At 59.6% G+C, this 16821-nt stretch carries 16 protein-coding genes; 4 read left to right on the plus strand and 12 right to left on the minus strand.

Annotated features, from left to right (window positions below; genetic code table 11):
- The first annotated feature begins 88 nt into the window (after window positions 1-88).
- The gene (locus tag JNB85_RS09650) at window positions 89-1060 is read left to right on the plus strand and encodes a lysylphosphatidylglycerol synthase domain-containing protein (protein ID WP_220334101.1); all 972 of its coding nucleotides are present in this window, start codon (window positions 89-91) and stop codon (window positions 1058-1060) included.
- Here the strand turns inward: JNB85_RS09650 and JNB85_RS09655 are convergent.
- Window positions 998-2503 (minus strand): phospholipase D-like domain-containing protein, encoded by a 1506-nt coding sequence (locus tag JNB85_RS09655; RefSeq protein ID WP_220334102.1) that lies wholly within the window; start codon window positions 2501-2503, stop codon window positions 998-1000. The genes JNB85_RS09650 and JNB85_RS09655 overlap by 63 nt on opposite strands.
- Before the next feature lie 419 nt (window positions 2504-2922).
- Here JNB85_RS09655 and JNB85_RS09660 point away from each other — a divergent pair, with 419 nt between their 5' ends.
- The 3 genes from JNB85_RS09660 (at window position 2923) to JNB85_RS09670 (ending at window position 4780) form a co-directional block, all read left to right on the plus strand.
- On the plus strand, window positions 2923-3348 hold the full coding sequence (locus JNB85_RS09660) for a gamma-glutamylcyclotransferase family protein (protein ID WP_220334103.1): 426 nt from the start codon (window positions 2923-2925) through the stop codon (window positions 3346-3348).
- A gap of 236 nt (window positions 3349-3584) precedes the next feature.
- The gene (locus JNB85_RS09665) at window positions 3585-3773 is read left to right on the plus strand and encodes a DUF3008 family protein (RefSeq protein ID WP_220334104.1); all 189 of its coding nucleotides are present in this window, start codon (window positions 3585-3587) and stop codon (window positions 3771-3773) included.
- 134 nt (window positions 3774-3907) lie between these two features.
- On the plus strand, window positions 3908-4780 hold the full coding sequence (locus tag JNB85_RS09670; protein WP_338050318.1) for an alpha/beta fold hydrolase: 873 nt from the start codon (window positions 3908-3910) through the stop codon (window positions 4778-4780).
- Window positions 4781-4885: 105 nt separating this feature from the next.
- On the opposite strand, the gene JNB85_RS09675 is transcribed toward JNB85_RS09670, so the two are convergent.
- The 11 genes from JNB85_RS09675 to JNB85_RS09725 form a co-directional block, all read right to left on the minus strand.
- On the minus strand, window positions 4886-6001 hold the full coding sequence (locus JNB85_RS09675) for a TRAP transporter substrate-binding protein (RefSeq protein WP_183748189.1): 1116 nt from the start codon (window positions 5999-6001) through the stop codon (window positions 4886-4888).
- Window positions 6002-6071: 70 nt separating this feature from the next.
- A complete protein-coding gene (locus JNB85_RS09680; RefSeq protein WP_220334105.1) occupies window positions 6072-7652 on the minus strand; it encodes a TRAP transporter large permease in 1581 nt (526 codons plus the stop codon).
- Window positions 7653-7666: 14 nt separating this feature from the next.
- Window positions 7667-8215, minus strand: a complete 549-nt coding sequence (locus JNB85_RS09685) for a TRAP transporter small permease subunit (RefSeq protein WP_220334106.1) — start codon at window positions 8213-8215, stop codon at window positions 7667-7669.
- A gap of 117 nt (window positions 8216-8332) precedes the next feature.
- Window positions 8333-8977 (minus strand): two-component system response regulator MctR, encoded by a 645-nt coding sequence (gene mctR, locus JNB85_RS09690; protein ID WP_220334107.1) that lies wholly within the window; start codon window positions 8975-8977, stop codon window positions 8333-8335.
- A complete protein-coding gene (gene mctS, locus JNB85_RS09695) occupies window positions 8974-10359 on the minus strand; it encodes a two-component system sensor histidine kinase MctS (protein WP_220334108.1) in 1386 nt (461 codons plus the stop codon). The genes mctR and mctS overlap by 4 nt, the downstream gene beginning before the upstream one ends.
- A gap of 51 nt (window positions 10360-10410) precedes the next feature.
- Window positions 10411-10605 (minus strand): hypothetical protein, encoded by a 195-nt coding sequence (locus JNB85_RS09700; RefSeq protein WP_220334378.1) that lies wholly within the window; start codon window positions 10603-10605, stop codon window positions 10411-10413.
- Window positions 10606-10639: 34 nt separating this feature from the next.
- The gene (locus tag JNB85_RS09705) at window positions 10640-11668 is read right to left on the minus strand and encodes a CorA family divalent cation transporter (RefSeq protein ID WP_220334109.1); all 1029 of its coding nucleotides are present in this window, start codon (window positions 11666-11668) and stop codon (window positions 10640-10642) included.
- Between the two features lie 145 nt (window positions 11669-11813).
- Window positions 11814-12335 carry a sarcosine oxidase subunit gamma gene (locus JNB85_RS09710; RefSeq protein ID WP_220334110.1) on the minus strand — a complete coding sequence of 174 codons (522 nt, stop codon included), beginning with the start codon at window positions 12333-12335 and terminating at the stop codon, window positions 11814-11816.
- A complete protein-coding gene (locus tag JNB85_RS09715; protein WP_220334111.1) occupies window positions 12328-15261 on the minus strand; it encodes a sarcosine oxidase subunit alpha family protein in 2934 nt (977 codons plus the stop codon). The genes JNB85_RS09710 and JNB85_RS09715 overlap by 8 nt, the downstream gene beginning before the upstream one ends.
- Window positions 15258-15536 (minus strand): sarcosine oxidase subunit delta, encoded by a 279-nt coding sequence (locus JNB85_RS09720; protein WP_220334112.1) that lies wholly within the window; start codon window positions 15534-15536, stop codon window positions 15258-15260. The genes JNB85_RS09715 and JNB85_RS09720 overlap by 4 nt, the downstream gene beginning before the upstream one ends.
- A 12-nt stretch (window positions 15537-15548) precedes the next feature.
- Window positions 15549-16799, minus strand: a complete 1251-nt coding sequence (locus tag JNB85_RS09725; RefSeq protein WP_220334113.1) for a sarcosine oxidase subunit beta family protein — start codon at window positions 16797-16799, stop codon at window positions 15549-15551.
- Window positions 16800-16821: the final 22 nt, after the last annotated feature.

Here is a 16821-nt window from a genome sequence, read left to right on the forward strand (position 1 = left end):
GAAAGGTTGCTGCTGCAAGGAACACAAAACTCGCTCGTTCGTTCCCGCAGATCGAGCAGTAGCCTCACACTTCGAATATGGATGATCGATGACATTGAAAAGCATAATCTGGAACGGACTGCTTGCTGCAGCCCTCTGCCTGGCATTGTTTCTCCTCTACCGGATTTTCCAGCAGTATAGTTTCGATCAGGTCATCCAGTCGGTGCGCAGCATACCTCTTTGGAGGGTTTGTCTGGCAGTTCTTTGTGCTGCTGCGTCCTATCTATGCCTGAGTTGCTTCGATTTCCTGGCGATCCGTTCTCTCGGAAAGTCGTTGCCCTACCCAAAGGTGGCGCTGGCTTCCTTCATCAGCCTTTCGCTCGGCCACAATATCGGCTTTGCGGGACTAAGCAGCGGAGCCGTTCGCTACCGTTATTACACACGCTGGGGACTGACAGCCGAGGATATGGCAAAGGTCATCCTCTTTTGTGGCGTCACAGTAGGGCTCGGACTGATTACGCTGGGCGGTCTTGCAATGATCATCAATCCCGTGGATGCCGGGCGTCTTCTGCAGATCGAGACGACAAGCAGCCGACTGTTCGGCCTGTTCGCCCTCGCGGTGCCGGGCGTCTATGCCGCGCTGGCTTTTTTCGTCCGCGGCAAATTGCAGGTCTGGCGCTGGTCGTTTCAGTTGCCGCAGCTTTCCATTGCCGTTGCACAGATCGCGGTTGGGACGATCAACTTCATCTTCGTTTCAGCCTGCCTTCACCAGATGCTCTCCGCCTTCGGCCACATTGCCTTCTTCCAATCGGCGACGGCTTTCGTGCTCGCCAATTCTGCAATCCTCGCGACGCATGTTCCGGGCGGCCTCGGGGTACTCGAGGCGACGGTTGCCTATGTGGTGCCGAAGGAGGCGTCGATCGGCGCGCTTATCGCCTTTCGCTGTGTCTATTTCTTCATTCCGCTGACGCTCGGCACCACCTTGCTGATCATCAGCGAGGTGGTGTTCCGACGGCGCTCACGCGGGGCGGACGGTGAGGCCGAGGCGCTTGAAAAACGAGCGCAAGCCCAGTCTGCGTAGCAGCGAAAAAGGCTGGGTGGGGTCGAAGATAGTTGTACCGATAATCGGAGTGACGCTGCCGAACGGCTGGACCGCAAATTCCCGCAGGCCGCGCGGCCCGCTGTTGAACGCTTCGATGGCAGCGATCATCGAGCCGGAACGGATATTGGCCGCAGCAAAACTCTTTATCCCAACGCCGAGGAACTCCGCCAACAGCCTGTTGCGCAGCTCGGCGATCGCGCGGCGGTGATCTGCATTTCCGGCTTCGAGAAGCATGTCGCATTCCGAGTCCAGCCCCTCCGAGCGGTTGTTGAGATTGGAGGAGCCGATACGGACCACGTCGTCGTCGGCGATTATGAGTTTGGAATGGACAAGTACTTCCACCTCAGCCTTCTTCCCCGGCACGACTGGATAATAAACGCGCAGCCGGTTCTTGTGATCAACTCGCTTGAGCCGCCGAATGACACGATCACGATTGTTGCCCATGACAATCTTTTCGATCAGCCCATGGGAGCTGCGCGTGCAGATGACCACCACTTCCGGTCCTTCCTCCTCCTGAAGACGCGCTGCAATGGCGTCGGCGACGCGGAAGGATGAAAAATACTGCGTCTCGATGTAAAGCTGTCGCTTGGCTCCAGCAATTACATCGAGGGTCATGGCGATGCCGGCGCTGGCGCCCGACCGAAAGGCCGTCGACGGCTCTGTCAGAGCGAAGCTGACAGGGCAGTTGGCCATTGAAATGGAAAGATCGTCCGGCCAGACGAAATCGATGCCCTCGCCAACCGACGTATGGATCTCACCGGTAGCCTCTTCCCATCGCCGCCTTGCGATTTCGCCGATGCGCCGCGCGGCATCACCAGTGACCATCGCCTGAACGTCGTGCAGCGGATCGTAGAAAACGCCTTCAGGCGCGCGTCGCAGTTTGTCGTCGGCGCGATGGCGGCGGGTATCCCATCGCCGTGACGTCAAATCCATTCCACCGATGAAGGCGACCGCGTCATCGATGCACACGAGTTTCTGATGGTGGCTGCCACGTATCGCACTCTGGATATCGAAACGCAGATCGATTCCCGGGCTCTTCGGGAAGGCCTTCTTTCGTAACAGCTTCACGGATTTTTCCGAATAGATCGGGCCGAGTGTCCAGACGAGGATACGTATTTTCAGCTCCGGACTTGCCGCGCTTAACGCATGCAGCATGTCGCCCAATGTCTCGTCGGACTTTTCCGGCTCCATCAGGATATCGGGATTGAAGTCCCAGCCGACGATCCAGATGGTGCGCTTAGCCTGTCGCAGGGTGCGCGCCAGTTCCGCGAAATAATTATTGCCATTAATCAGGAAGGCAGTCTTCGCAGCGGTGTCTCCAACGTGAAAACGTCTCGCCCTACGTTCACTGTCGCTGCTTCGCCGCCGTTCCTCTGCCTGGGATAAGGTCGGATGATGGTATATATTTTTAGATATGGTCATGATTGCCTTGGCCTCTGAACTGATCACAAACGCTCAGGATTTCCTCAGGTTCCCTAGGCCCGGTGTCGGACTCACCGACAGCAGAATCGGTTCCAATGCCGATTGGCGAGGTGGTCATTCATTATTGCGGCCGCGAGGAGTTCCTGCGAAGGCTCGCCCATCCTTCCAGCTCTATTTCCTCTGTCATCATAAGCACGCAATGCGCGGGACACCTGATGAGTTGCGGCGACGGACGATCTTCTCGCAGAGCTCGGGCTTCCCCGCTTCTCCCCATGCCAAAATTCACAATTCAAACTGCGATGATCGATCGGCCGAAAGACGGCGCGCAACCTTCAGCCGGATTGCAACATTCAACGCAGCAGTAGCGTTAACTCCTTTCTGGCGATCGGCGAGGCCAAAATGCGTAGGGGCTGGCCCGGATGACACGGAACGTCTTTGTTTTCGGAACTCTGAAGAGAGGCTTTCCTCTTCATGAACAGGGGCTTTCCTGCAACAGTTTTCGCGGGATCTTCAGGACACGCGACCGTTATCCGATGCTTATCGCCGGTCCTTGGTTCGCGCCGATGATGTTCAACGAACCGGGCGTCGGATATCGCGTCATCGGTGAACTCTACGAGGCTGACCAAGATACGATAGCAAAGCTGGATCGGCTGGAATCCATCGGCAAGCCGGGTAACCTGCGAGTTGCGATAGAAGTGGAGCCCGTCGTCGGCGGACCAGCATGGTCCGCACTTGTCTACATGAAATCGCGGCAGCTCGCCGACCCAATTCACTCGGGTTATCTACAAATTTACGAAGACAGGCGGTTTATCCCATTCGACCGGAGAGACGGGCATCGCTGCTGAACTCTGATCTTCCGATTCAAAATTCCTTTTCGTCGAAGGAACAATCAGAAGGCCGAGGGGTTCGAGCATGAGAACGAAACCGCCAGACCGTCCGCAGCCGGGAATGCGTAGAAATATGCAGCGAATGCCCTGCCAATTGTGAACGAAGTCTCGACAGCAAGAATATCGAGACAATATCGGGACGATGTCGTTGACCGGCGTATCGATCCTGAGTGCCCGGATGAAGGAGCTTCGTGATGCCTGCAAAATCAAAATCTCAACAGATGGCTGCCGGCGCAGCCCTTGCCGCCAAGCGCGGCGAGAAGAAGAAGAGCGAACTGAAAGGTGCTTCAAAGAGCATGGTCGATTCCATGAGCGAGAAGGAACTTCACGACATGGCGTCCACTAAGCAGAAGGGAAAGCCAGCGCACTCCTCCAAGTCCTGAGGCCCACTGCCCGCTTCAAGAGCGGGTTGCGGCGCGGCGGTCTCGACGTTCACCTGCCGCCTCGAGTGACGACGCTCGTTTGCCGCGGGTTTTGATGATCGACCTGCAGAAATCTCACCAGTCAGGAGGTATGTGTGCAACCAACGATCCATAGATATGTGACCGTCAATGGTATCGATGTCTTTTGCCGCGAGGCCGGGCCTGAAAATGCCCCTGTGGTGCTGTTGCTGCACGGTTATCCATGCTCGTCATATGAATTCCGCAATCTGATCCCAGGGCTGGCGGATCGCTGGCGGCTGCTTGCGCCGGATCTTCCAGGTGCCGGCTATAGCGCGACCCCTAATGACTTCGACTACAGCTTCGACGGCTATGCCGACTTTCTGGACAGCTTCGTGAAGACGGTGGGCGTGGAGCGATTCGCGCTGTATCTCCACGACTTCGGATCTCCGATCGGCGCGCGGCTGGCCATCAAGGCGCCGGAGCGTATCGTGGCGCTCATCATCCAAAATGGCGATATCCCTTACGAAGATGCGTTGGGATCGAAATATGCCGAGATCGAGAAGACCTGGCAGCTTCCGCGGTCCGATATGAGGGCGAAAGTGGCGGAGGCGATCAACGAGGATACATTCAGGGAGGAATTCCTGAACGATGTGAGGCCCGATCTCGCCAAGCAGATTCCTCCCGACCTCTGGAAGCTGCATTGGTCGTTGATGACGCCGAAGCGCAAGGATATTGCGATTGACCTGATCGCCGGCCTGAAAGAGAACCGTGCGTGGTTTCCCCAACATCGAAATTACCTTGCCATATATCGTCCGCCGACGCTGATCGTATGGGGGCCTCAGGACGGCTACATGCCGGAGAAGTCGGCGCGTGCCTACCTCCGCGATCTCCCCGACGCCGAACTGCATCTGCTGGATGGCGGTCATTGGCTGCTGGAGACTAATCTCGATGAGGTGTTGCCGCTCATCCGCGATTTTCTTGGCCGAGTTCACAAGAGCACGACCTGAACAGAGGTCTTCAGTGTATGGCCGATGATGTTCAGCAAATCTGTCCGTGTGAGCGCGCTGCCGATCGCAAAGAGAAGAGCCGGGTTGAACCCGGCTCCGATATGATCACTTCTTCGCGGCCTGAGCGGCGTACATGTAGCTGTCATAGCTGTACTCGGCGACACGGAACCATTCAAAGCTCTCGTCGCGGAACTTCTTCCAGCCCGGATAGATCTTCGCCCAAGTCGGATGCTTCTGGCTGTACTCACCGTAGAGTTCGAAGGAAGCCTTGTAGGCGGCGTCCATCACGTCGCGCGGAAGGGGGCGCAGTTTGACGCCCTTGCCGACGAGCGAGCGGATCGCTGCGGTATTCTTGACGTCGTAGAGCGCCTGCATGTTGACGTTCGCCGCCTTGCAGGCAACGTCAAGAGCCGCCTTATAGGTGTCAGGCAACCCTTCATACTGCGCTTTGTTGATGAAGAAGTGGATGGTCAGGCCGCCTTCCCAATAGGCCGGGTAATAATAGTTCTGGGCGATCTGGTAGAAGCCGAGCTTCTCGTCGTCATAAGGGCCGATCCACTCGGCAGCGTCTATCGTGCCACGTTCGAGCGCAGGGTAGATGTCGCCACCCGGAAGCTGCTGGGGGACGACGCCGAGACGCGACATGACTTCGCCGGCAACGCCTGCGATACGCATTTTGACGCCTTTCAGATCGGCGACCGACTTGATCTCCTTGCGGAACCAGCCGCCCATCTGGGCGCCGGTCGCGCCGCCCGGAATGCCCACGACGCCATAGTCCGACAGGAACTCGTTATAGGCTTCGTTTCCGCCGCCGTGATAGAGCCAGGCGTTCTGCTGGCGGCCGTTCAGGCCGAAAGGGATTGTGGAGCCAATAGCAAACGTTGGATCCTTGCCCGTGAAATAGTAGCCGCAGGTATGAGCAAGCTCGACGGTATTGGCCTTGACGGCGTCGATCGCCTGGGCACCCGGCACGAGTTCGCCGGCCTGGAAGACCTGGATTTGGAACTTGCCCTCGGTGATCTTGTTGAGCGCGTCGGCCATGACCACGGCACCGCCGTAGATCGTGTCGAGATTGTTGGGGAAACCCGAGGTCAGGCGCCAGCGCAGCGTCGGCGTGCTTTGGGCGATTGCCGGGGCGGCAAGCGAGGCCCCCGCCACGGTTGCGGCGCCGGCCAGCGCACCTTTCGTCAAAAATCCTCTGCGGCCTATGTCTCTCGTCATGATGCTCCTCCTCTGGGGGTGGCGCGGCCGCGCGCTGCGGCAGCGATCTGGCTATGTGTCGGGCTTGGAATCAGGGATTGCTTCCGTTTTGTTCCGGGTTCCCGAAGCTTGGCGTCGGTGATCCGAAATCCGGTGCCGGTGCATCGAAGGCGGGCGGCGCGGTTTCGCCTTCCGACGGCTCGGCTCCGAACGGTGCTGCCGGTGCGCCGAATGGATTTGCCCCGCCCTCGCCTGGCATTGGAACATTCAGTTCGATCGTCGACGGATCCACAGCCACGCGTCCGGACTTGTAATGGGTCACCAGTTGAGGGAACGCGATGACGACGATCACCATCGCCAGCTGTATGCCGAGATAGGGCAGGGCACCCATGTATATCTGACCGGAGGTGACGGGCTGGATCGTCGTGCCTGTGATCCTGTCCTTATAGGCTCGCGTTGGCGCGACCGAACGCAAATAGAAGAGCGAAAAGCCGAACGGCGGGTGCATAAACGAGGTCTGCATGTTGATCGCCAGCATCACGCCGAACCAGATCAGGTCGATGCCGAGGCTGTCGGCAACCGGTGCAAGCAACGGAATGATGATGAAGGCCAGCTCGAAATAGTCGAGGAAGAAGGCCAGGAAAAAGACGAGCAGGTTCGCTACGATCAGGAAGCCGACTGCGCCACCGGGGATCGACGTCATCAGATGCTCGACCCAGACGTGGCCGTTGACGCCGTAGAAGGTCAGCGAGAAGACGCGTGCGCCGAGAAGAATGAAGATGACGAAGGACGACAGTTTTGCCGTCGCATAAAGCGCCGACTTGATCATCGCGAGATCGAGACGACGGTTGATGGCTGCGAGGGCAAGCGCACCAACCGCGCCCATCGCGCCGCCTTCCGTCGGCGTTGCAAGGCCGATGAAGATCGTGCCGAGGACGAGGAAGATCAGCACCAGCGGCGGGACGAGCGAGATAATCACGCGCTGCAACAGCTTCCAGCCCTTGAGTGTGCGCGCCGCCGCGGGCAATGCCGGAACACTCGGCGGGCGAATGATCGACATCGTGATGATGTAGAGGGCATAGGCGGCAACGAGCAGCAGGCCCGGGATAAGCGCGCCTTTGTACATGTCGCCGACGGAACGACCGAGCTGGTCGGCGAGGATGATCAGGACGAGGCTCGGCGGGATGATTTGCGCCAGTGTGCCGGAGGCTGCAATCGTCCCGGCGGCGACACGCCGATCATAGCCGTAGCGCAGCATGATCGGTAGCGAAATCAGGCCCATGGAGATAACCGATGCGGCCACAACGCCAGTGGTGGCTGCAAGGATTGCGCCAACGAAGATAACCGCGAAAGCAAGACCGCCGCGAATAGGGCCGAAGAGCTGGCCGATCGTGTCGAGCAGGTCCTCGGCCATTCCGCTTCGTTCAAGGATCAAGCCCATGAAGGTGAAGAACGGGATGGCAAGCAGCGTCTCGTTCGACATCTGTCCGAAGATGCGATCGGGGATTGCACCGAAAAGATTGACGGGCAGCAGCCCCATTTCGATGCCCACGAAGCCAAAGATGAAGCCGACGAAGGCGAGTGCGAACGCGACCGGATAGCCGAGCAGCAGCACCACGATCAGCGACAGAAACATGATCGGTGCTAGGTTTTCCGCAAAGAAAGCAAACATGATGTCGTTCCGCCTTAGAGAGTCTGCGCTTCGGCGTCAGCAAGGGCGATCGCGTCGGGCAAGTCGCCGCGCAAGATCGCTATGCGCTTGATGAGCTCAGAGAGGCCCTGGAGAGCAAGTAGCCCGAAACCCAGAGGGATCATGGCCCAGACCGGCCAGAGGATAAGGCCACCGGTATTGTTGGATACCTCGCCCGTAGAGAATTTCTCGATGACGCTCGGCCAAGAGAGGTAGATGGTGATCAAGCAGAAGGGGAAGAGGAAGAAGATCGTGCCGAAAACTTCGATCCAGAGCTGAACCCGGCGGGAGAGGCGACCATAGATCAGATCGACCTTCACATGTTCGTTGCTCATCAACGTCCAGGCCGCCGCAACCAGAAAGGCTGCGGAGAAAAGATACCATTGTGCTTCCAGCCACGCATTGGAGCTCAGATTGAACAGCTTGCGTGTCGTCGCGTTGATCGCGCTGATGAGGACGGCGAGCAACAGTAGCCAGGAAACGGCTTTGCCAAAGAAAGTATTGATCGCGTCTATCGTACGCGACAGCGTCAAAAGTCCGGCCATGGAATCCTCCCGAGGCCGCACGAAGCGGCCGCAAAGGACACCTACGAACTGCTTTTTGCAGGCGCAATATGAGAAAGCGGTAATCTGACGGTCCCTACCCACTACTGGGTAGAGCGCTCAAACCGCCGGGTTCAGTCCGTGCTCGATCGCAATACGCGTCAGATCAGCCGTTGTGGAAACACCAAGCTTGCGCTTGATCGTCTTGCGATGCGTTTCGACGGTTGCAACCGACAGGTCGAGCAACCCGGCAATCTCCCGGTTGCTCCGCCCGATGGCAAGATGCGCCAGGATTTCCCGCTCACGCGCCGTGATCGGCAGATCGTTCTCTTTCGTCCGCTTGCCTTGCATAAGAACGTCCGAGACGCCGGTGGAAAAATAGGTTCCGCCTGCAGCGACAGTTTCAATCGCCCCAATGATCTCTTCGTTGGGAACGTCCTTGAGGATATAGCCGGAGGCACCTCTGACGACCGATGCCGAGATATATTCGCGGCTGTCATGCATCGACAGCATCAGGATTTTCGTCGACGGTGCCGCGTTCTTAAAGATCTCGATCGCGTCAATGCCACTGATCTGCGGCATGTTGATGTCCAGGAGAACGATATCTGGGGCTTGCCGTGCCGCAATGTCCAAACCCGGTTGAACGGCTCCAGCGGTGCCAACCACCTTTATATGCTCGTAGGTTTCGAGGATGGCACGCAGGCCTTCAAGAACAAGCGGGTGATTGTCGACAAGGACGACGGAAATTACAGGTTTTTTGTTCATGCTGCCTTCGGCGCTGACGTCGCCGCATTTGCAGATTTCGGGAACATCGCAGTCAATGTCGTGCCCTTCTCATTCGTCTGAACGATCAGAATTCCCCGGAAATGCGCCATACGTTCCTGCATGTTTCTAAGCCCCAGTCCCCCCGAGTAATTTGGACTGCGACTTTCGGTTTTTTCAGTGAAACCGATCCCGTTATCAGCAATCGACATACGCACGCGTCCCTTCATGCTCCATATCCTGATCGCGACCTCGGAGGCGCCGGCATGTCGCTCGACATTCGATAGAGCTTCCTGTGCTATCCGATAGAGGGCGGTGTTGGCCTCGGGTTTGAGCGTGTCCGGGCTTGAAGATTCGACCGATACGGAAATCCCCGTCCGCTCTTCGAAGTGGTTTCCAAGCGATGTCAAGGCGGCGGTCAGCCCCAGATCATCGAGAACGCGTGGCCGCAATTCATGCGACAGGTCCCTGACTTCCTTGATTGCACCATTCAATGCATCGATTCCTCGATCGATTGCAGCACCAGCGTCGGCGGCGCTTGCCCTGACCTTTCGAGAGGCGAGATCAAATGCATAGCGGACGCCGATCAGGTTCTGTGAGACACCATCGTGCAGTTCTCGGGCCAGTCTTGCCCGCTCTTCTTCCTGCGTGTCGATGATACGCTGCGTGAGCAGTTTCTGTTTTCCGTCGGCCAGCCGCCGTTCATGGAGGGTGATCCACATGCAGGTCGCAAAGACCAGGAGAACAGACGGAACAGCAATCAGAGTGACGATGACAAATGTGCGCCTGATGCTCTGCTTGAGGTCTGCCTTGGCCGCTTCAGTTTGGGAAAAGACATCGTCCAGATAGACCCCTGTGCCGATCATCCAACGCCATTTATCGAGGCCCGCTGCAAAGGAGAGCTTGTCGGCCATCGATCGGGAAGAAGGCTTTTCCCATTTATATTGGTGTAGCCCCCCGCCTTCCTTCGCTTTGGCGATCAGGTTGGCAATGACCTTGTCGCCGTCTGGGTCGACAAGATCGAACCAATTGTGCCCCGGCCGGAACGACTGGCGTGGATGGACCACATTGTTGCCGTCGTAGTCGTAGACGAAGAAATACCCGTCTTGCCCGTAGTCGAGTGAGGTCAATATCTGCCTTACCCGTTCCTTTGCCGCCTCGTCGTCGGGGCCTGCATTGTCGTAGACATCCTTGATCGCCGACAGGGCAAGATTTGTAAGATTGAGAAGCTCGGTCTCTTTTGCCTTCAACAAATTGCGCTCGAAGGTATCAATGCTGCTCTGGGCCAGATTGGACGACTGCCACGTCGTGAATGCCGTTATCAGGGCAATGGTCAGCACCAGTGGAAGGATCGCAAGCGCGAGAATCTGATGACGAAGTTGCAAGATAACCGCCTCTCGTAAAGCGACGAGTTTAGTCTGTCTCGTCCATTCGGCTCAAGCTTTGAGTTCGGCGCGTGATAAAGGCGCACAATCTGCACGCCGCGGAACCTGATCACGCCAACGACGTCCAGCGCGATCCGACAAACGTTCGAGATGCAGGCGCAGCATGAAGAAGGCGGCTGCCTGGTCGACGAGATTGCCGATCTTTTCCAGGAACTGGTCTTTATAGGCGAGATGCGTTGAAGTCATCCGAAGGACCTTCTGGATCTCTGTCTTCCGCTCCTCAAAGCCAGTTGATCCGCTTGAGGACCATCAGGGTGGCAACGGAAATGATCGCAACGAAAGCAACGATGATGATGAAAGCCCATGTATCGTTGACGCCGGGGATGCCGCCGACATTCATGCCGAAAAGACCGGCCACAACGCTCGGCGGCAGCAGCAGAGCGGCGAGTGCGGCGAGGCGATTGGAATTGCGGGCTATCCGCTCGCTGATGACCGTCGAGAGATCGTCATGCAGAATGCCGGTACGGTCGCGGATGGCGTCGAGATATTCGATGAAGCGCATCAGCTTGTCGATGACTTCACGCAAGCGCAGCTTATCACGCTCCTTCAGAAAGGGTGCGTCGTCGTGCTCGATACGGTTTAAGGCGTCGCGCTGAGGTGCGAGATAGCGCCGAAGCTGCACGGAGCGGCGGCGAAGTTGCTTTAGCCGCTCGCGTACTTCACTGGCTTCGCCGTGAAAGATCAATTCGTCCAGTTCGTCGACCTCTTCGTCCATTGCGTCGAGCACAGGCTCAAGGTCGCGCACCAGCTTTTCGCTGACGAGAGCGAGCAGTTCCCCCGTCTGCTTTGGGCCTTTGCCTTTGTCCAGGGCGAGACGGATATCGCGCAAGGCGGTTATATAATGGCCGCTGTCGCGCAGGGTTACCAACCTGCGCTGGTCTGCCCATATGTGAAGAGGAACGAGATCGATTTCGGCAGGCCCGTCTTTTGCTCCCTCCGGGGGCGTGGCACAGACGCCGCGAAGAATAATCAGCAGCCCGTCATCGATGCTTTCGACGCGCGGGCGCGTTTCTTCCTCCAGCAAGGCTTCGGCGACGAGCGGATCGAAGCCGCCTCTCGTCGCCACCCATTCAGCAGCGGCTGGATGATCACGCTCGAAATGCAGCCAGACGACGCCGTCATCTGGCGCCCATCGACGCACCGCTTCCATGTCAAGGGTGCGGCAGCCGCCAATTCCGTCAAGGAGCACCGCGAAACGCAAACCCGGCTCTACGCCGTAACTCGCAACGTTCATGGCCTGCTCGTGCATGAGTACCTCCAGCCGCCGACCGATACCGGCGCGCGCTATCAGAACGCTATTGGTACGAAGTCGAATTTTCAACAGCAGAGAAACTGAAGCTGTTGCTGCGAAAGCGATTTCGCTGATGAAGACCGCGGTTTACCAGTTAGGCCTGTCAGGCTGCTGCGGCGCGTTCGAGCATCTCATATAGATCCTCGGCAAAACTGCGCAGCACCGTGATTTCGAAAGCTGTCGCCTGCGTGCGCGTCAACTGGACGGAGACATGCCCGAAAAGGGTGACGGCCGATTGGCCGATGGGGAAGGAGGCGGGGTCGAGATCGACTGCCGTTCCTTGCAGGAGCAGGTCGGCAGCGCGTGGACCGGAAAGGGCAAAGCGGATCCGCCCATGGCTCTGGTCGCAGACGAAACCTCCGCCTCTCAGACGATCGGCAAGCAGCGCGATACGCGAAGGCGGCAGGCTGTCATCGCCTGTTATGTACCATTGCTGATAACCGGCCGGCCGCACGCTGCTCGCGGCCAGTCCAACGGCAGCGAGCGCGCTGGCGAGGCTATCGCCATCGATTGCGCCCACGACATGCAGGAGATGGCCTTCCGGCAGCGGCTCCAGCCGGATGCCAGGGCCTTCGACCGTCGTCTTGCCGGCAAGGGCGGGTCTGTGTTCGGGACGTTCAGGCATGAAGTTTCTCGTTGTCGGGATCGATGAAGACGGGACTGCAAAGCAGCGCCTCCGTGAATTCGTTTCTGAGGCCATTCCAGACCACGACCTTTTCGCCTATGCGCTCCGGCCCGCGCTTGACGAGCGCAAGGCCGATCGTGTGGCCAAGGCTCGGCGAGAAAGCGCTCGAGGTCACATAGCCCTGATCGGCTTCAAGGGTCGCGACGGCATGTTGGGCAAGAATGTGAGAGCCGGTGCGGAAGCTCGCCGCCGGATCGAGCGGCTTGACGCCAACGAGGCGCAGACGGTCCTCCGCCTGCAAACCTTCGCGGGCAAGCATGGCCTTGCCGATGAAGTCGGGCTTGGTGGTCGAAACCATGCGGGCGAAGCCGAGATCGCCTGGCGTAACCGTTCCGTTAATCTCTGCATGGGTGACATGGCCCTTCTCGATGCGCATGACTCCGAGCGCCTCAGCACCGTAAGGGCAGATGCCGTGCTTTTCACCTGCGTGCATGATCCGGTCGGCGACCCATTCGCCGTAGCCGGCAGGCACGGCGAGCTCATAGGCGAGTTCGCCGGAGAAGGAGATCCGGAAGAGCCGGCCTTCGAGCGCGCCACCGAAGAGCGAGACAGTGCGGGCACTCATGAAGGGGAAGGCGGTATCGGAAATATCCTCGTCGACGATCGTGGAGAGAATCGCGCGCGATTTCGGACCGGCGACCGCCATCTGGGCCCACTGATCGGTCGAGGAGGCAAAACGGACGTCAAGCTCCGGCCAGAGCGTCTGGGCGCAGAATTCGAGATGGGTCAGCACGCCGGCGGCGAGCGCCGTCGTCGTCGTCATGAAGAAATGGTCCTCGGCGAAGCGGCTCGTCGTGCCGTCGTCGTAGATCATGCCGTCCTCGCGCAGCATGATGCCGTAGCGTGCCCGGCCGACCGGCAGCTTGGCAAAGCCGTTGCAGTAGACGCGGTCGAGGAAGGCAGCGGCATCCTTACCGAAGACCTCGATCTTGCCGAGAGTGGAGACGTCGCAGATGCCGGCATTCCGCCGGATGTTCAGCACTTCGCGGTCAACACTCTCGCGCCAGCTTGTCTCCCCTGCACGTGGAAACCAGGAGGAGCGGTACCATAGCCCCGTCTCGACGAAGACGGCGCCATTCTTCTTGGCCCAGCCATGCAGCGGCGATTTGCGTACCGGCTGAAAATGACGGCCGCGCGAGGCGCCCGTCAGGGCGCCGAAGGAGACAGGCGTATAGAAGGGACGGAATGTAGTCGTGCCGACTTCGGCCGGAGAGACGCCGCGGGCCTCGGCCAGGATGCCGATCGCATTGATATTGGAAAGCTTGCCCTGATCGGTCGCCATGCCGTTGGTCGTATAGCGTTTGGCGAGTTCGACATGCCCATATCCCTCGCGAACGGCAAGGCCGAGATCCTTGAGGTGTACGTCGTTCTGATAATCGACGAAGGCCTTGCCCTTTGCGCCCTTGACGGACCAGAGCGGCTTCGATGCCGCCCCGGTTTCCTCGACGGGCGCGAAGGCGGGCTCGACCGTCGCGAAGCCGATCGCCTTCAGCGCCTCGACGGCCTTGGCCGCACCATCGCCGAGGCAGGCGTTCGTAGAGCCGTACCCCGCCGCAGAGCCGGCGATCGACAGGCCCTGCTGGCGTTCCGGCGCCAGGAAGGCTGCCTTTTCCTCCGACCAGACCGGCTTGGCGCCGCGATGGCAGGCAAGGTGGATGATCGGGCTCCAGCCGCCCGACATGGCAAGCGCGTCGGCCTCGATGCGCTGTGTTGCCGAAGCGGTCTCGATCGTGACATGGCGCAGGCGTTTGCCACCATGCGCGTCGCAAACGCGGCTGCCGTATAGCACGCGGGCGCGGCCGGACCAGATGTTGTCGGCCGCACCGCGGCTGTCGACGATGGCGACGACATCGACACCGGCGGCTTCGAGTGCGGCTGCCGCGCGATAGCCGGACGCATTGCTGGTGAAGATCACGGTGCGGGCGCCGGGCGTCACCGCTTGCCGGCTGAGATAGCTGTGCATCGCACCGGCCATCATCACGCCTGGAATATCGTTGCCGCCGAAGATGAGCGGCCTCTCTTCTGCACCCGAGGCGAGGATCGCCTGTTTGGCGATGATGCGCCAGAGGCGCTCGACGGGGCGATGAGGATCCGGCACTGCCACATGTTTTTGCACACGCTCGACAGCGCCGAAGACATTGTCGTCGTACCAGCCGACGACGGTGGTGCGCGCCAGGAGGCGGACATTCGGCAGGCCCTCGAGTTCGTCGAGCATGTCCTGCAGAGCGGTTCCGCTTTCAAGAAGCAGGCTGCCGCCAAGCGCGAAACCTTCGTCGGCGAGGACGACGCGGGCACCGGCGCGTCCAGCCGTCAACGCCGCGGCAATACCGGCAGGCCCCGCGCCGATGATCAGCAGATCACAGTGAGCCCAGCATTTCTCGTAGGAATCCGGATCCGGTTCGTAGGAAGCCTTGCCGAGGCCGGCGGCCTTGCGGATCAACGGCTCGTAGAGCTTTTCCCAAAGGGCGGCCGGCCACATGAAGGTCTTGTAGTAGAAGCCGGCGCTCAGGAAGGGTGACAGCAGGCCGTTGACGGCGCCTATGTCGAAGCCGAGCGAGGGCCACCGGTTCTGGCTGCGGGCGACAAGCCCCTCATGGAGTTCGATCATCGTCGCACGCGTATTGGCTTCCGTGCGGCCGCCGGTGCCTGTCGTCACCAGCGCGTTGGGCTCGGCCGCACCCGCCGTCAGAATGCCCCGCGGCCGATGATACTTGAAGCTGCGGCCTACGAGCTGGATGCCATTGGCAAGAAGGGCGGAGGCAAGTGTATCGCCGGGATGGCCGGTCAGTTGTCTGCCATCGAAGGTAAAGTTCAGCGTGCGCGACCGGTCGATCCGGCCGCCGCTGGGAAGCCGCGAACTCGTCATGCCGCACCTCCGAGCTTGGCAAGCGCGGCATCGCTGACGGTGTGAACGGCGTGGGTGGCAGTGTCGCGCTCGACAACCAGCCAGCGCCGGCAGCCTGAGGAATGGTGCCAGTACTCCTTGTGCCGTCCCCTCGGGTTGTCCCGCAGATAGACATAGTCATACCAGACCTCAGCGCCGGCATCGGCTGCCGGCCGGGTCAGGCTCGCATCGCCCCGAATGGTGAATTCTTCCTTGGGGCGGATGCCGCAATGAGGGCAGGAGATCAGGCTTGCCATGGCGTCATGTCCTCAATGCAGGTTGGGCTGGGCGCCGACGCCCTTTTCGTCGATTTGATAACCGCGGCGGAAACGGTCGAGACGCAGCTCGCGCGCCGTCTCATGCGGCTCGTTGCGGGCGATCAGATGAGCATAGCAATAGCCGGAGGCGGGTGTGGCCTTGAAGCCGCCATAGCACCAGCCGGCATTCAGATAGAGATTATCGATATGCGTGCGGTCGATGATCGGCGAGCCGTCCATGCTCATGTCCATGACGCCGCCCCAACTGCGCAGATATCTGACCCGCGTCAGCGAAGGGATCATAGCGACGCCGGCTTCGGCGACGTGCTCGACAGTGGCGAGATTGCCGCGCTGGGCATAGGAATTGTAGCCGTCGATATCGCCGCCGAAGACGAGGCCGCCCTTGTCCGATTGCGAAACGTAAAAATGGCCGGCGCCAAAGGTGACGACGGTATCGATGAAAGGCTTCAGCCCCTCGGTGACGAAGGCCTGCAGCACATGGCTCTCGATCGGCAGGCGCAGGCCTGCCATGTCGGCAACCACGGTGGAATTGCCGGCGGCAGCAAGCGCGAGCTTGCCGCAACCGATGAAGCCTCTGGTGGTCTCGACGCCTGCCACCCTGCCGTTCTCGCTGCGAATGCCAGTGACCTCGCAACTGGTGATGATATCGACGCCGCAGCTGTCAGCGCCGCGCGCATAACCCCAGGCGACCGCATCGTGGCGCACGGTTCCGCCGCGCGGCTGGAATAGACCGCCCATGACCGGGAAGCGGGCATTGTCGAAATCGAGGAAGGGCAGCATCTTGCGGACCGTAGCGCGGTCGAGCAGCTCTGCATCGACGCCGTGCAGGCGCATGGCATTGCCGCGTCTTGTGTAGGCATCGCGCTGCGCATCGGAATGGAAGAGGTTCAGCACGCCGCGCTGCGAGACCATGGCGTTGAAGTTGAAATCCTGTTCCAGCCCTTCCCAGAGCTTCATCGAGAGCTCGTAGAAAGGGTTGTTGCCGGCCAGCAGGTAATTGGAGCGGATGATCGTCGTGTTGCGGCCGATATTGCCGGAGCCGAGATAGCCCTTCTCCAGCACGGCGACATTGGTGATGCCGAATATCTTGGCGAGGTAATAGGCCGTCGAAAGGCCATGACCGCCACCACCCACGATGATCACGTCATAATGCGGCTTCGGCGAAGGCTGGCGCCAGGCAGGCGCCCAGCCATTGTTGCCTCGAAGTCCGTTTAAGAAGATGGAAAGAGCGGAATAGCGCATGGGTGGATCCGGTGGGAGCTGG

It is taken from the genome of Rhizobium mesosinicum (assembly GCF_019511345.1).
Taxonomy (GTDB): Bacteria; Pseudomonadota; Alphaproteobacteria; order Rhizobiales; family Rhizobiaceae; genus Rhizobium; species Rhizobium mesosinicum.

Excerpts from the sequence above, each read along its gene's own strand:
- JNB85_RS09680 (WP_220334105.1), bottom strand. The coding sequence starts at position 7,652 with ATGTTTGCTTTCTTTGCGGAAAACCTAGCACCGATCATGTTTCTGTCG.
- JNB85_RS09650 (WP_220334101.1), top strand. The coding sequence starts at position 89 with ATGACATTGAAAAGCATAATCTGGAACGGACTGCTTGCTGCAGCCCTC.
- JNB85_RS09675 (WP_183748189.1), bottom strand. The coding sequence starts at position 6,001 with ATGACGAGAGACATAGGCCGCAGAGGATTTTTGACGAAAGGTGCGCTG.
- JNB85_RS09685 (WP_220334106.1), bottom strand. The coding sequence starts at position 8,215 with ATGGCCGGACTTTTGACGCTGTCGCGTACGATAGACGCGATCAATACT.
- JNB85_RS09700 (WP_220334378.1), bottom strand. The coding sequence starts at position 10,605 with ATGACTTCAACGCATCTCGCCTATAAAGACCAGTTCCTGGAAAAGATC.
- JNB85_RS09655 (WP_220334102.1), bottom strand. The coding sequence starts at position 2,503 with ATGACCATATCTAAAAATATATACCATCATCCGACCTTATCCCAGGCA.
- JNB85_RS09665 (WP_220334104.1), top strand. The coding sequence starts at position 3,585 with ATGCCTGCAAAATCAAAATCTCAACAGATGGCTGCCGGCGCAGCCCTT.
- JNB85_RS09725 (WP_220334113.1), bottom strand. The coding sequence starts at position 16,799 with ATGCGCTATTCCGCTCTTTCCATCTTCTTAAACGGACTTCGAGGCAAC.
- JNB85_RS09660 (WP_220334103.1), top strand. The coding sequence starts at position 2,923 with ATGACACGGAACGTCTTTGTTTTCGGAACTCTGAAGAGAGGCTTTCCT.
- JNB85_RS09705 (WP_220334109.1), bottom strand. The coding sequence starts at position 11,668 with ATGCACGAGCAGGCCATGAACGTTGCGAGTTACGGCGTAGAGCCGGGT.
- JNB85_RS09720 (WP_220334112.1), bottom strand. The coding sequence starts at position 15,536 with ATGGCAAGCCTGATCTCCTGCCCTCATTGCGGCATCCGCCCCAAGGAA.
- JNB85_RS09710 (WP_220334110.1), bottom strand. The coding sequence starts at position 12,335 with ATGCCTGAACGTCCCGAACACAGACCCGCCCTTGCCGGCAAGACGACG.
- JNB85_RS09715 (WP_220334111.1), bottom strand. The coding sequence starts at position 15,261 with ATGACGAGTTCGCGGCTTCCCAGCGGCGGCCGGATCGACCGGTCGCGC.
- mctR (WP_220334107.1), bottom strand. The coding sequence starts at position 8,977 with ATGAACAAAAAACCTGTAATTTCCGTCGTCCTTGTCGACAATCACCCG.